Source organism: Streptomyces sp. NPDC002776, from assembly GCF_053592195.1.
In genome coordinates, this window is the sequence record NZ_JBSFVG010000007.1 from 326,896 (window position 1) to 342,265 (window position 15,370).

The following is a 15,370-nucleotide window of genomic DNA, read 5'->3' on the forward strand; positions in this document are numbered from 1 at the left end:
CCTTCAGCTCCCGCGCACCTGACGAAAGGTTCCTCTTGCTGTCCCCTCAGCCCTCGCCGGTGTCCTTCGAACACCTCCCGGACGGCCTCGGCATCGGTACGGCCACCCCCCGGCTGACCTGGACCCTGCCCCCCGGTTCCGGCGGCCAGCAGGCGTACGACGTCAGGCTCCTCCGCGCCGGCCGTGCCTACGGCAGCGGCCGGGTCGACGGCCCCGACCAGGTACTGGTGCCCTGGCCCGGCGCACCGCTGGCCTCCCGGGAGCGCGTGACCGTACAGGTCCGGGTCTGGACGACCAACGCCGCACAGCCCTCCGCATGGAGCGAGCCCAGTGTGGTCGAGGCCGGGCTGCTCGACCCGGCGGACTGGCGGGCGGTTCCCGTCGGCGCCGGATGGGCCGAGGACCCGGACGCCGAACGCCGCCCCGCCCGGGTGCGCAAGGACTTTCACCTGGAAGGCCCGGTGGCCCGGGCCCGGTTGTACGTCAGCGCGCACGGCCTGTACGAGGTGGAGATCAACGGCCGCCGGGTCGGCGAGGAGATCCTCGCCCCCGGCTGGACGGTCTACCCGCACCGGCTGCGCTACCGCACCCATGACGTCACCGGGCACCTGGCCGCGGGCGCCAACACCATCGGCGCCTGGCTCGGCGACGGCTGGTACCGCGGCAAGTACGGCTTCGACGGCGGCACCCGCAACATCTACGGCACCGACCAGGCCCTCATCGCCCAGCTCGAAGTGACCTACGACGACGGCACCACCGCGGTCATCGCCACCGACGGGACCTGGACCGCGGCCCCGGGGCCCATCATGCGCAGCGGCCTGTACGAGGGCGAGGTCTTCGACGCACGCCTGGACGACCCCCGTTGGGCGACCCCCGCCGCGGCCGACCACGCGGAGTGGACCCCGGTACGGCCCGGAAGCCGTGACCCGCGCACCCTCGTCGCACCGCAAGGGCCTCCCGTGCGCTGCACCCAGGAGATCGCCCCCACCGGCATCACCCGCACCGCCGACGGCCGCCATCTGCTCGACTTCGGCCAGAACCTGGTGGGCCGCCTCCGCGTCACGGTCGACGGCCCGGCCGGTACGACCCTGGTGCTCCGGCACGCCGAAGTACTGCAGGACGGCGAGCTGGCCACCCGCCCCCTGCGCGAGGCGTACGCCACCGACACCCTGATCCTCGCCGGACACGGTCCGTGCACCTGGGAGCCGCGCTTCACGCTGCACGGCTTCCGCTACGCAGAAATCACCGGCTGGCCGGGGGAGTTGACCGAGGGCGCGGTGACCGCCCGGGTGTACCACACCGACATGCGCCGCACCGGCTGGTTCGAGTGCAGCGACCCGCTGATCAACCGGCTGCACGAGAACGTCGTCTGGAGCATGCGCGGCAACTTCGTCGACATCCCCACCGACTGCCCGCAGCGCGACGAACGCCTCGGCTGGACCGGCGATCTCCAGGTGTTCGCCCCCACCGCCGGTTTCCTCTACGACTGCGCCGGCATGCTCGAATCCTGGCTCACCGATGTCGCCCTGGAGCAGCTGCCCGACGGCACCATCCCCTGGTACGTCCCGGTCATCCCAGGCGAGCCCATGTGGACGCCGATCCAGCCCGGCGCCGCCTGGGGCGACGTCGCCACCCTGACGCCCTGGACGCTGTACCGGCGCTTCGGCGACCTGCGGATCCTGCGCCGCACCTACCCGATGGCCCGGGCCTGGGTGGACCTCGTCACACGGCTGGCCGGCCCCAGCCGCCTGTGGGACACCGGCTTCCAGCTGGGCGACTGGCTCGACCCCGCCGCTCCGCCCGACGACCCGGCGGCCGGCTGCACCGACCGCTACCTGGTGGCCACGGCCTACTTCGCGCATTCGGCCCGTCATCTCGCCTTGTCCGCTGCCGAGCTGGGCGCCGAGGAAGACGCCGAGAAGTACGCGGCACTGGCCGACGAGGTCACGGCCGCCTTCCGCGGGCGGTACGTGCTGCCCGACGGCCGGATGACCAGCGACAGTCCGACGGCCTACGCGCTCGGCATCGCCTTCGGACTGCTCGCCGAGGAACAGCGCGACGCGGCCGGTGACCGGCTCGCCGAGCTGGTCCTCGCCGACGGGGCCCGCATCGCGACCGGATTCGTCGGCACCCCGCTGATCTGCGACGCGCTCACCGACACCGGACACCTCGACGTGGCCTACCGCCTGCTGACCCAGACCGAGTGTCCCTCCTGGCTGTATCCGATCACCCAGGGAGCCACCACCATCTGGGAGCGGTGGGACAGCCTCCGCCCGGACGGCACCCTGAACCCGGGCGGCATGACCTCCTTCAACCACTACGCCCTCGGCGCTGTCGCCGACTGGCTGCACCGCGTGGTCGGAGGTATCGCCGAGTCCGCGCCGGGCTACCGCCGCCTCGTCTTCCACCCCCGCCCCGGCGGCGGCATCACCTGGGCCCGCACCCGCCACGAGACGCCCTACGGGACGGCTCGGATGTCGTGGGAGACGACGTCCGGCGGCCGGATACGAGCCCGTGTCGTCGTACCGGACGGCTGCACCGGCGTCGTACGACTCGCCTCATGCCCTCCCCTGGAGGTGGGTCCGGGAGAACACGAATTCGACTCCTGGGAACTGGAGAAGAAGTCCGCCTGACGTATTCATTCTTCTCGTCGATGGCCATCATCCATACGGTTGATGGCGCGGGTCGGCGTCCGTCCGTTTTCATTTGAAATTTCACTTCACCATTTCAATAAGACGGGTAGATTGCCTGGTCAGAAGCATTTTTCCGGTGCGGCTGCCGCAAGGGTTGACCGCTCTGGATGTGGCCCTTAGTTTTGCCGCTCAATAAGTGCAAGGCGCAACGGAAAGCCGATTCCCCTCCCCGTGGAATGCATGGGAATGCATGGGAACTGCGCTCCTCTCAGAGCTGGGGCCGGCCGTCACCTGACCCAGCGGCCGGCCCCTTTCCCATGTGTCCGTTGCGCACCGCCCCCATTTCCCCGGAGAGCCGCTGTGAAGAGAAGAACGTTTCTGTCCGCCGCCACCCTCACCGCCCTGAGCGCGAGCATGGCTCCCGTGCTGACCGGAGCGGCAGCCGCCGCGACCTCCCAGGACCGCGCCGCCGCGATGCTCGCCCGGATGACGGCCGCCGAGAAGGAGGCGCTCGTCAGGTGCGACTTCGCGGCCCTGTCCCATCTGGGCATACCGGCCCTGACGATGGTGGACGCCTCCGCCGGCCTGCGCGGCGAGCAGGGCGTCACCGCCTTCCCGGTGCCGATCGCCCAGGCGGCGACCTTCGACGCCTCCCTGATGGGCCGGGTCGGCAGCGCCATCGGAACCGAGGGCCGGGCCAAGGGGTACAACAACCTCCTCGGTCCCACCATCGACCTGGCGCGGACCTGGCACATGGGCCGGCTGGCCGAGGGCATGGGCGAGGACCCCCTGCTCGCCGGTGAACTGGGCGCGGCCCTCACCGTGGGCATGCAGAGCCGCAACGTCGTCGCCACGGTCAAGCACTTCGCCGCCTACACGCAGGAGACCAACCGCTTCTTCACCGACACCGCGGTCTCCGGCCGCGCCCTGCACGAGATCTACGAAGCGCCGTTCCGCCGCGTGGTCACCGCCGCCCCGGCCACGTCCGTCATGATGGCCTACCCGAAGATCAACGGCACCTTCGCGACGCAGAACGCCGCCCTCTTCGACGACTTGAAGAAGCAGATCGGCCTCCAGGGCTACACCGTGCCGGACTTCTGGGCGGGTGACGACCAAGTCGCCGCCGCCCGGGCGGGCATGGACCTCGCCGGGCTCGGCCCCGCCGGCGTCAGGATTCCCGCCGGGTCCCTCACCGGCGGCGCGATCCCGGGCACCCGGCTGGACGACGCGGCCCGCCGCATCCTGGTCTCGATGTACGCGAACGGCCTCTTCGACCACCCGGTGCCCCCCGCCTCGGCCGACGTCAGCACCCAAGCACACCAGGCCCTCGCCCACGAGACCGCCGTCGCCTCCCTCGTCCTGCTGGCCAACCGCTCCGCCGCACTGCCCCTGTCGGCCAGCCTGAAGTCCCTGGCCGTCATCGGACCCGCGGGGACGGACGCCTTCACCGGGGTGGCCGGCTCCAGCTACGTAGACCCGGGCACCTGGACGACGCCCCTGGACGCCCTCCGCGCCCGGGCCGGCAGCGGGGTCAAGGTCACGCACGCCCAAGGCACCAAGGGAGACCTGCCCCTGACCACCGTGCCGTCCTCCGTGCTGCGCACCGGCACCGGAGCGCCCGGCCTGACCGGCACCTACTGGGCGGGCGCCGAAGCCTCCGGCACGCCCCTCACCTCCCGCACCGACGCCACCGTCGACTTCACCTCCGCCCCGGTGGACGGGCTGCCCGCCGTCTGGTCGGCGAAGTGGACCGGCACGCTCGTCCCCACCACCACGGGTCTGCACCGCTTCTCCCTGCTGCCCGCCGGAACCGCCACCCTCAAGATCAACGGCGCCACCGTCGTCACCGGCACCCGGCACAGCCGCCGCTTCTTCCTCGGCCCCTACGACTACCCCCTCCAGGGAACCGCCCGGCTGACCGCGGGCAAGGCCGTCACCGTCGAGCTGACCTACACCAACGCCACCACCGACCCCGGCACCTGCGGCCTCACCCTGGGCTGGCAGCCAGGCTCCCTGATCCCCGCGGCCGTCGAGGCGGCGCGTGCCGCCGACGCCGCCGTCGTCTTCGTCAACCGGGTCGCCGGCGAGGACATGGACCACCACGGGCTCGGCCTGCCCGGCGACCAGGACCAGCTCATCAGCGCCGTGGCCGCGGTGAACCCGCGCACCGTCGTCGTCCTGAACACCGACGGCCCCGTGGCCATGCCCTGGCTCGGCGAGGTCGAGGCCGTGCTCCAGGCCTGGTACGGGGGCCGGGCCATGGGCACGGCGCTGGCGGCGGTCCTCTTCGGTGACAGCGACCCCTCGGGCCGCCTGCCCGTCACCTTCCCCGTCGACGCCACCCAGGGCCCCGGCACCACACCGGCGACGTACCCCGGCACCAACGGAACCGTCTGCCACGACGAGGGCATCCTCGTCGGCTACCGCTACTACGACAGCAAGGGCCAGCAGCCACGCTTCCCCTTCGGCCACGGCCTGTCGTACGCCTCCTTCGCCCATGGCTCCCTGCAAGCCACGTACGACACCACCACCAGGAGCGTGACGCTGCAGGTCACCGTGACCAACACCGGCTCACGTCGGGGCACGGACGTCGTGCAGGTCTACGCGACCCTGCCCGGCGCCGCGGCGGCCGAGCCGCGCCGGCTCGTCGCCTTCCGCAAGGTCACCCTCGACCCCGCGGCCGGGAAGCGGCTCACGATCACGATCCCCGCGCAGGACCTGACGGTGTGGAACGCCGGTACCTGGAAGCTCGTGCCCGGCACCTACACCTTCGCCACGGCACGCAGTTCACGGGACCAGACCGCGCAGCGGGCCGTCCCCATCGGCTGACAGCCACCCCTGCCGGCGCGCCACGCCTGCCGCCTCCCGTCACGGCATGGCGCGCCCCACCTACCACGTCCCTCTACCGCACGGAGCCCTCTCGTGCCCTCCAGACCGAGACGCATCCCGCTCGCCGCGCGGCTCGCCACGGCCATGGCGCTGCTGACGGGCTGCTCCGCCGTCGGCGGGATCGGCGGCGACACCGCGGACACCGAGCTGTCCGTCATGGCCAACACCACCGACAAGACGTCCATGCAGGCCGTCGTCGAAGCCTTCCACCGAGCCCATCCCGGCCTACGGGTCACCGTCCGCTACGCCGATACGAACACACTGCAGAAGGAGCTCCCACGACGGCTGCGCGCGGGCGACGCGCCGGACATCTTCACCGTCTGGCCGGGCAACGGCAATCCCGCATCGGTCGTCGCCCTGGAGCGGGAGGACTTCCTGCAAGTGCTCACCCTGCGCCGCTTCGGCGGCCGCATACCGTCCGGCATCCGGCCGGTCACCGACACGGACCTGGGGACGTACGTCGTCCCCGTCACCTTCAGCGCCATCGGCGCGATCTACTCCTCGGAAACGCTGGAGACGCTCGGCGAAACCGCTCCCCGTACCTACAGCGGCCTGCTGGAGCTCTGCGACACCGCCCGCAGCCACGGCAAGGTCCTGTTCGCGCTGGGCAACGCGACCCCTTGGGTGACCCAGCTCGTCGACTACGCGCTCGTCGCCACCACGGTGTACGCCGACGACCCCGACTTCGACGCGCAGATGGAGTACGGCCGAAGGACGTTCGCCCGATCCGGCTGGCGTCAGGCCATGGCGAAGTACCTGGAGATGCGGGATCACGGCTGCTTCAGCTCCGACCCCCTCCACACCACCTACGAGGAAGCCGTCGAGCAAGTGGCCGACGGACGAGCGGTGGGCGTGGTGCAGGTGGCCGGCACCCTCCCCGATCTGCGTGCCGCCGCACCGGACATGCACTTCCGGATGACGGCGCTGCCCGCCACCGACGACCCCGAGGCGACCCGCATGCCCGGCGCGGTCTCCGCCGCCTACGGACTCAACGCGGACACCGCGCACCGCCGGGCAGCCCTGACCTTCATCGACTTCCTGGGCTCCGAACGGGGGCAGAACCTCTACAACAAGTCCGGCGCCACACTGCCGGCGCTCCCCAACGACTCCACCTCCGTCGACCCGGCCGTAGCGGAGGTGGCGCGGCGCCAGAAGGAGGGCACGACGGTACCTTTCATGGACCAGCGGTGGCCCAACTCGCAGGTGCAGCAAACCCACTTCGCCCAGGTGCGCGCCCTCTTCGAGGGCACCACAGACATCGACCGGGCCTTGGCCGCGATGGACGGCGCCTACAAGTAGGGACACGCGGAGGGCCATGCACACACCACGCCAGGAGTCGGTGCTCTCCCGAGCGGCGCGCATCCTCGAGGCGTTCAGCCAGGACGAACCGGCCCTGACGGTCTCCGAGATCGCACGCCGGACGGGACTGCACGTGGCCACGGCGTCCCGGCTGGTGGCCGAGCTCGTCGCCCATGATTTCCTGAGCCGGGACGCCGATCGCAAGGTACGGATCGGTGTCCGGCTCTGGGAACTGGTGACCCGCGCCTCACCGACGCTTTCGCTGCGCGACCACGCCATGCCGTTCATGGAGGGCGTGCACGACGTCGTGGGCCACCATGTGCAGCTCGGCGTGCTCGAAGGGGGCGAGGTGCTGTTCCTCGAACGCCTCTCGGCCCCCTACGCGGTGGTCAACTACACCCGGATCGCCGGTCGTCTGCCTCTGCACGCCTCCTCCAGCGGCCTGGTCCTCCTGGCCCACGGCCCGGCCGACCTCCAGCAGCGGATCTGCGACGGCCCGCTGACGGCCTACACCCCGGCCACCCCCGCCACCTCCGCGGGACTGCGGGCGACGCTGGCCGAGGTCCGCCGCCAGGGCTACGCCTCCTGCCCCGGGTTCGTCCACGCCGACGCCCTCGGCGTCGCTGCCCCCGTGCGGGGTGCGGACGGCACGGTGGTGGCGGCGCTGTCGGTCATCGTGCCCCAGGACGCCCGGGCGCAGACGGTCGTCCCCGTCGTCCGCACCGCCGCCCGGGGCATCTCCCGCGCACTGGCCGGCAGCGCGACGTCTTCCCGGAGCCGGCCTCTCACTGGATGAGAAAACCCACCTGCGAAGTGCGCAGCAGCAAGCAGCAAGGCACCCCGCCGCACCGGTCACCGCGCCCACTCCCGCCCGCCGGAGCCGCGCGACACACCGTCGGCGTCATTCCTTCGGGTGGCTCTGTTGCTCCTGATGCGGAGAATGTGCTGGTAGCTGACACGATGGGTGGTCTGGCGAAGGCCGGCCGTGATCAGGGGGCGCCGGCACCACAGGAGGTACGTCGTTGTCCCGTCCTCAGCTTCCCGCTCAGTACGTCGGTGACCATTCGCAAACTCAGGAACACAGACCCGACACATCGGCCGAGATCCTTCCGGTGACGGCGGGGCAGCGCGAGGTGTGGCTCGCCGAGCAGCATTCCCCGCACCTGGGCTCGGCCCTGCGCCTGGGTGAGTACCTGGACATCCACGGACCCGTCGACCCAGGTCTGTTCGAGACGGCCCTGCGCCAAGTCGTCGAGGAGACCGACGCGTTACGGGTGCGCCTGGTGCCCGGCGCGGACGGCCCCGTCCAGATCCTGGAGCGCGAACTGCCCTGGACGCTCGCCTTCGTCGACGTGAGCGACGAGCCCGCGCCGGAGGCGGCCGCCCGAGCCTGGATCTCCGAGGACATGGCCCGGCCCATGGACCTGGCCAACGGGCCCCTGTTCAGCTACGCGCTGTTCCGGCTCGCACCGGACCGTTTCTGGTGGTACCACACCTACCACCACGCCGCCGTGGACGCCTACGGCTACGCCCTGGTGGCCCGCCGGGTCGCCGAGGTGTACACCGCCCTGGTCCAGGACACCGAGCCCGGCCCGTGCCCCTTCGGCCCGCTGTCCGCACTGGTTCAGGCCGACCGGGACTACCACGCGTCCCCGGATCACGCCGCGGACCGGGAGTACTGGGCGGGCGAGTTGTCCGGATGGACGCGCACGCACGCGCCGCCCGCTGCCGACGCCGATGCTCAAGGGCCCGTTCCGCGCACGGAGTTGCTGCCCCTCCAGCGGCCCCAGGCCCTCAAGGAGGCGGCCACCCGCGCGGGCGTCTCCCGCTTCCGTTTCGTGTTCGCCGCTGTCGCGCTCCACACGCACCGGCTGACCGGCGCCCGGGACATCGTGCTCGGGCTGACCGTCGCGGGCCGGGTGGGCGAGGCCGCCCGCGAGACACCGGGCATGCTGGCCAACAGCGTCCCCGTACGTCTCACGGTCCGGCCCGACATGCCGTTGCGGGAACTGCTGGCCCAAGTCGACCGGCAGATGCGAGCAGCGGTCGAGCACCAGCGCTACCGCACCGAGGACCTGCACCGCGACCTCCACCTGTCCCGCGGCCCCGGCAGCGTGTTCTCACCGGTCGTCAACCTCATCGGCTTCGACTACAACGTCACCTTCGCCGGGCAGCGTTGCGTCGCGCACAACCTCTCGTTCCCGCTCGGCGCCGACCTGCTGATCATGGTCTGGGACCGTCGGGACGGATCAGGGCCGCACATGCGACTGCACGCCGCGCCCGGAGCGCACGGCCAGACGGACCTGCTCGACACCCAGCAGCGTCTGCTGCGCCTCCTCGCGGACATGTCGGACCTGGACCCCGACCGGCCGATCGGCTCGCTCGACGTCCTGACGCAGGACGAACGGCAGCGCCTCCTCGACCTGGGCGACGCCACCGCGGCGGGCAGTCCGGCCGTGCCGTTCCCGACCCTGTTCGAGGAGCAGGTGCGCCGCGCCCCGGACGCGGCGGCCCTGGTGGCCGACGGGACGTCTCTGACGTACGCGGAACTGAACGCGCGCGCCAACAGGTTCGCGCACGCACTCGTCGCCAGGGGCATCGGGCCCGAGGACGTGGTCGCCCTCGCGCTGCCCCGGTCGGCCGAACTGGTCGTGGCGCACCTCGGCGTGCTCAAGGCCGGGGCCGCCTTCATGCCGGTCGATCCGGCGTATCCGGCGGCGCGCAAGCAGTACATGCTGGCCGACGCCCGCCCGGCCCTGGTGATCGAGGACCGGGCGCTGGTGGCCGAACTGTCACAGGGGCAGCCGGAGACCGATGTGTGCCGGGTCGTGGACCCACGGCATCCGGCGTACGTGATTTACACCTCCGGTTCCACCGGGAAACCCAAGGGCGTGGTGGTGACGCACACCGGTATCGCCTCAGTGGCGACATTCCAGGGAGAAGGCGCGGCGATGACCTCCGGCAGCAGGGTGCTGCAATTCGCCTCGCCCAGCTTCGACGCCTCCGTACTGGAGACGTATGGCGCCCTGCTGAACGGGGCCACGCTGGTGGTCGCCCCCGCGGCCGACCCCGTCTCCGCCCTCCTCGACGGCACCTCCCTCACGCATGTGGTCGTACCGCCCTCGGTGCTGGCGGCGCTGCCCGAGACGGACGTGCGTGTCCCGACCGTGCAGGCGGCCGGTGAGGCGTGTCCGCCGGGGCTGGTGGCGCGCTGGGCGCCGGGCCGGCGCATGCTGAACGCCTACGGGCCGACCGAAGCCACGGTCATGGCGACCCTGAGCACGCCACTGGTGCCCTCGGCCGCGGCGCCGCCGATCGGCCACCCGACCTCCGGCAGCCGCCTCTACGTGCTCAGCGGCACCCTGCATCCGGTGCCGGTGGGTGCCGCGGGGGAGCTGTACATCGCCGGGCCCTCCCTGGCGCGCGGCTATCTGCACCGGCCGGCGCTGACGGCCTCCCGCTTCGTGGCCGACCCGTACGGACCCCCGGGCAGCCGGATGTACCGGACGGGCGACGTGGTGCGGTGGCGGTCCGACGGTCAGCTGGAGTACATCGGCCGCGCCGATCAGCAGGTCAAGGTGCGCGGGTTCCGCATCGAACCGGGGGAGGTCGAGGCCGCGCTGACGGCCTGCCCCGGGGTGCGGCAGGCCGCCGTGCTGGCCCGGTCCGGCCGGCGGCACAGTGATGTCAGGCTCGTCGCCTACGTCGTAGGGGACGAGGACGCCACCCGGACCGGGCTGCTGCGGGAGCGCCTGCGGCAGAGCCTGCCCGAGCACATGGTGCCCTCGGTGTTCGTACGGCTGGACGAGCTGCCCCGCACGCCGAACGACAAACTGGACCGCGACGCCCTGCCCGCCCCGGACGACGACCAGTTGGAGGCACCGCCGTCGCGTGCGCCCCGCAGCCCGCGCGAACAACTGCTGTGCGAACTGTTCGCCGAGGCCCTGGGCCGCTCCCAAGTCGGCCCGGACACCCACTTCTTCGAAACCGGCGGGCATTCCCTGCTGGCGATCCGCCTGGTCTCCCGCGTCCGCGCCGTCCTCGGCGTGGATCTCACCCTCAGCACGCTGTTCGACGCACCCACGCCCGCCCTGCTGGCGTCGAGGCTCGACCTCGCGGACACGGCCCGTCCGCCCTTGACCGTCCAGGAACGATCCGACCGCACTCCGCTGTCGTTCGCGCAGCGGCGCCTGTGGTACCTGCACCAGGTCGAAGGACCCGGAGCCACCTACAACATCCCCCTGGTGCAACGCCTGTCCGGCCCTCTCGACCGGGCCGCACTGGAGCAGGCCCTCGGTGACGTGGTGGGCCGCCACGAAAGCCTGCGCACGGTCTACGGCGACATCGACGGCGAGCCCTTCCAGCGGATCCTCGACGCCGACGCCGTGCGTACCGCGCTGCCGGTGACCGATGTGGACGACGAGGAGGCGCTGCACGCCCGGCTGCTCGACGCCGTCCGCTACCCCTTCGACGTGGCGATCGAACCGCCCCTGCGCGCCGAGTTGTTCGCGCTGGGCCCCGCCGAGCACGTCCTCGTGATCGCGATCCACCACATCGCCGCCGACGGCTGGTCCCTGGCGCCCCTCGCCCGCGACCTGGCCACCGCCTACACCGCCCGCAGCCAGGGCCGCAGCCCCGACTGGGCGCCGCTGCCCGCCCGGTACACCGACTATGCCCTGTGGCAGCGCAGGCTCCTGAGCGAGCCCGACGGAGTGCTCGCCCGCCAACTCGACCACTGGCGGCAGACCTTGGCGGGCCTGCCCGAAGAGCTCGGCCTGCCCTACGACCGGCCCCGCCCGGCCGTCGCGTCCCACAGCGGTGCCCGGGTCCGCCTGACGATCGATCCGGAGCTGCACACGGCACTGACCGAGCTGGCCCGCCGGTCCGGCGCGAGCCTGTTCTTGGTGCTGCACGCCGGGCTGGCCGCGCTGCTCACGAAGCTGGGCGCGGGCACCGACGTGCCCGTCGGCAGCGTGATCGCCGGGCGCAACGACCAGGCCCTGGACGACCTGGTGGGCTTCTTCGTCAACACCCTGGTGCTGCGCACCGACACCGCCGGAGACCCCGCGTTCACCCGGCTGCTGGAGCGCGTCCGCCGGAGCGCACTGGCCGCCTACGCGCACCAGGACGCGCCCTTCGAGCAGGTCGTCGAGGCGCTCGCCCCGCCCCGGTCGCCCGCCCGCCACCCGCTGTTCCAGGTCGCGCTCTCCCTCGACGCCGACGAGGGCGCGGCGCTCCGGCTTCCTGGGCTGGAGGTCTCCCCGATCGCGGTACCTACCGAGACCGCCAAGTTCGACCTGGACATCGGCGTCTACGAGAAGCGCTCCGCGCAGGGCACGTGCCTCGGTCTGCACGCGACCCTCGACTACGCGACCGACCTGTTCGACCAGGGCACGGTCGAGGACCTGGCCGCGCGCTGGGTACGGCTGCTGGAGGAGGTCGTACGAGACCCCGACCGGCCGCTCAGCAGCCTCGACGTCCTGTCCGCCGACGAACGCCGTCACCTGCTGGCCGACACCGGCCGGCCCGCCGCGGCCACGGGCACGGTCCCGGAGCTCTTCCACGCGTGCGTGCGTGCCGCGCCCGACGCGGTCGCCGTGGTGGCGGGCGGCGTCACGTCGACGTACGGGGAGCTGAACGCCCGGGCGAACCGGCTCGCCCACGCCCTGGCCGCGCGCGGGGTGGGTCCCGAGGACGTGGTCGCGGTCGCCCTGCCGCGTTCGCACGACCTCGTCGTGGCCCTGCTCGCCGTGCTCAAGGCGGGGGCCGCCTATCTGCCGCTCGACCCGGAGTACCCGCGGCCACGTCTCGCCGCCATGGTCGACGACGCCAAGCCGGTGCTGCTGCTCACCCACCGGGCCACCGCCGTCGGCCCGGAGATGCCCGCTCTTCTGCTGGACACCCCGGAGACCGAGCAGGCGCTCCAGGGGCTGCCCGACAGCGACCCGGTGACAAGGTTGTCGCCCGACCATCCCGCCTACGTGATCTACACCTCGGGGTCGACCGGGGCGCCGAAGGGGGTCGTCGCCCGCCACGCGAGCGTGGCCAACCTCGCCGCGCAGTACCGGGAACGGGTCTTCGGTCCGGCGGCCGAGCGCCTCGGGGGCCGGCCGCTGCGGGTCGCGCTGACCGCCTCCGTGTCGTTCGACGCCTCGTGGGGCCAGCTCGCCGCCCTGACGGCCGGTCATGAACTGCACGTTCCCGACAGCGGCACCTGGGCGGACGCGGACCGGTTCGCGGCCTGGGCCGTCCGGCATCGCATCGACACCATCGACGCGACCCCCTCGTACCAGCGCATCCTGTACGACCGCGGGTTGTTCACCGACGAGCGGTGGCGGCCGGGCCTGGCCGTGCTCGGCGGTGAGGAGCTGCCGGAGCGGCTGTGGAGCGAACTACGGGCGGTGGACGGGCTGGTGGCCCACAACATGTACGGGCCGACCGAGTGCACCGTGGACGCGCTCCAGGTGCGCCTCGACGCGGCGCCGAGTCCCGTCCTCGGGCAACCGGTCCCGGGAGGCCGCGCCTACGTCCTGGACACCGCGTTGCGGCCGGTGCCGCCCGGGGTGACCGGCGAGCTGTACGTTGCGGGCGCCGGACTGGCACGCGGCTATCTGCGCCGCCCGGGTGCGACGGCCCACCGGTTCGTGGCCGATCCGTACGGTCCGCCCGGGAGCCGGATGTACCGCACCGGCGACCTCGTACGGCGGCGCGGTGACGGCCTCCTCGTGTTCGCGGGCCGGGCGGACGAGCAGGTCAAGGTCCGCGGCCACCGCGTCGAACCCGGCGACATCGAAGCCGTCCTCGCCACCCACCCCCTCGTCGCCCACGCCGTCGTGACCGCCCGCGCCGACCACCGGGGAGACACCCGCCTGGCCGCCTACGCGGTCCCCGCCGACGGGGCCGGGATCGACCCCGACGAACTGCGGACCTTTCTCCGGGAGCGCGTGCCCGCCCACATGGTGCCGTCGGCGTTCACCACCCTGGACGCTCTGCCCCTGACCCCGAACGGAAAGCTCGACCGCCGCGCCCTGCCCGCACCGGACTTCGCCGCGGGCGCCGGCGGCGGCCGGGCCCCCGGCACCCCCGAGGAACGCACCCTGTGCGACCTGTTCGCCGAGGTGCTGGACCTGCCCGCGGTCGGCGTCGACGACGACTTCTTCGCCCTGGGCGGCCACTCCCTGCTCGCCACCCGTCTGGCCAGCCGGATCGGCGACGCCCTGGCCGTGCCCTTCGGCCTGTCGGCCCTCCTGGAGGCACCGACCCCGGCGGGACTGGCCCGGCACCTGCAGACCGGCGAGACGACCACACCCTCGTACGTCCCGGACACCGAGGCGAGACTCAGCCCCGCCCTGCGCTTCGCCTCCGACCCCCGGCGCGGCGGTGACCCACGGGAGATCCTGCTCACCGGAGCCACCGGCTTCGTCGGCGCCTTCCTCCTGGCCGAACTCCTGGACAGGACAACGGCCCAGGTGCACTGCCTGGTCCGCGCACAGACCGACGCCGAGGCACGCGAACGGCTGGCCGAGGCATTGCGGACGTACGGCATCACCGCGACGGTGGACGATCCGCGCCTGCACATCGTGCGCGGTGACCTCACCGCCGTGGACCTCGGCGTGGGATCGGCGCACTGGGCGCGGCTGCGGGAGACGGTCGACACCATCGTCCACAGCGGTGCCCGCGTCCATCACCTGTCGCCCTACGCCCGGTTGAAGCCGGCCAACGTGGACGGCACCCGAACCCTGCTGCACCTGGCGGGCGAAGGCCGGCCCAAGGCGTTCCACCATCTGTCGACGCTCGGGGTGTTCCGGTCCGGCCCGGAGGCACCCCGGCCGGTCACGGAGGACTCGGCGATCGACGGTGCACGCCACCCCTACGGCCGGGGCTACGCGGCGAGCAAGTGGGTCGCCGACCGATTGGTGGAGCGTGCCTTCGCACGGGGAGCGAGCGGCGGCATCCATCGCCTCGGCCGCGTCTGGGCCCACTCCTCATCCGGCGCCATGAGCCCGGACGACATGTTCTCCCGCCTGCTCACCAGCTGTGCGGCGCTGGGCTGCCATCCGGTGGACCCGGGCCTCGAGGAGAGCCTGCTCCCCGTCGACGTCCTCGCCACCGCCGTCGTAGGACTGCTCCTCGACACCGACGGGACCGATCTCGTGCACCACCTCCACCACCCGCGCCGGACCGGCCCCGGCGTCTTCATGGCCGGCTACGACCGGCTGCACGGGACGCGCACCGAACCACTCCCGCTCACCGACTGGCTGCGCCGCCTGCGCCGCGCGACCGAACGCGGACAGGACCTGCCGATCGCGCCCTACCAGGCGTACTTGGAGGAGTACGCCGACACGGCACAGGACGCGCGGCAGCCGGGCCTGGAGTTCGCCAACGAGCGCACGGTGCGCCGACTGCGGCGACTGGGCGTGGTGATCCCGGAGATCGACGAGGCGGCGGTCTCCCGCTACTGGAAGTTCGTGGACAAGCGATGACCTTGCTGGAAAGTCCCCCGGCCCAGCGGCCGATGACACGGCTGACTCCCACCCGAGCGAAGATGC

At 72.4% G+C, this 15,370-nt stretch carries 5 protein-coding genes; all 5 read left to right on the forward strand.

Going from position 1 to position 15,370, the window contains the following annotated elements; genetic code table 11:
* Positions 1 to 59: 59 nt before the first annotated feature.
* Positions 60 to 2,633 (forward strand): family 78 glycoside hydrolase catalytic domain, encoded by a 2,574-nt coding sequence (locus ACWD11_RS17570; protein ID WP_451283891.1) that lies wholly within the window; start codon positions 60 to 62, stop codon positions 2,631 to 2,633.
* A gap of 360 nt (positions 2,634 to 2,993) precedes the next feature.
* Positions 2,994 to 5,462 carry a glycoside hydrolase family 3 protein gene (locus tag ACWD11_RS17575; protein WP_451283893.1) on the forward strand — a complete coding sequence of 823 codons (2,469 nt, stop codon included), beginning with the start codon at positions 2,994 to 2,996 and terminating at the stop codon, positions 5,460 to 5,462.
* Positions 5,463 to 5,555: 93 nt separating this feature from the next.
* Positions 5,556 to 6,821, forward strand: coding sequence for an ABC transporter substrate-binding protein (locus tag ACWD11_RS17580; protein WP_451283895.1), 1,266 nt, complete (start codon positions 5,556 to 5,558; stop codon positions 6,819 to 6,821).
* 16 nt (positions 6,822 to 6,837) lie between these two features.
* On the forward strand, positions 6,838 to 7,617 hold the full coding sequence (locus tag ACWD11_RS17585; RefSeq protein ID WP_451283897.1) for an IclR family transcriptional regulator: 780 nt from the start codon (positions 6,838 to 6,840) through the stop codon (positions 7,615 to 7,617).
* A 316-nt stretch (positions 7,618 to 7,933) separates the two neighbouring features.
* The gene (locus ACWD11_RS17590; RefSeq protein WP_451283899.1) at positions 7,934 to 15,304 is read left to right on the forward strand and encodes an amino acid adenylation domain-containing protein; all 7,371 of its coding nucleotides are present in this window, start codon (positions 7,934 to 7,936) and stop codon (positions 15,302 to 15,304) included.
* The last annotated feature ends 66 nt before the right edge of the window (positions 15,305 to 15,370 follow it).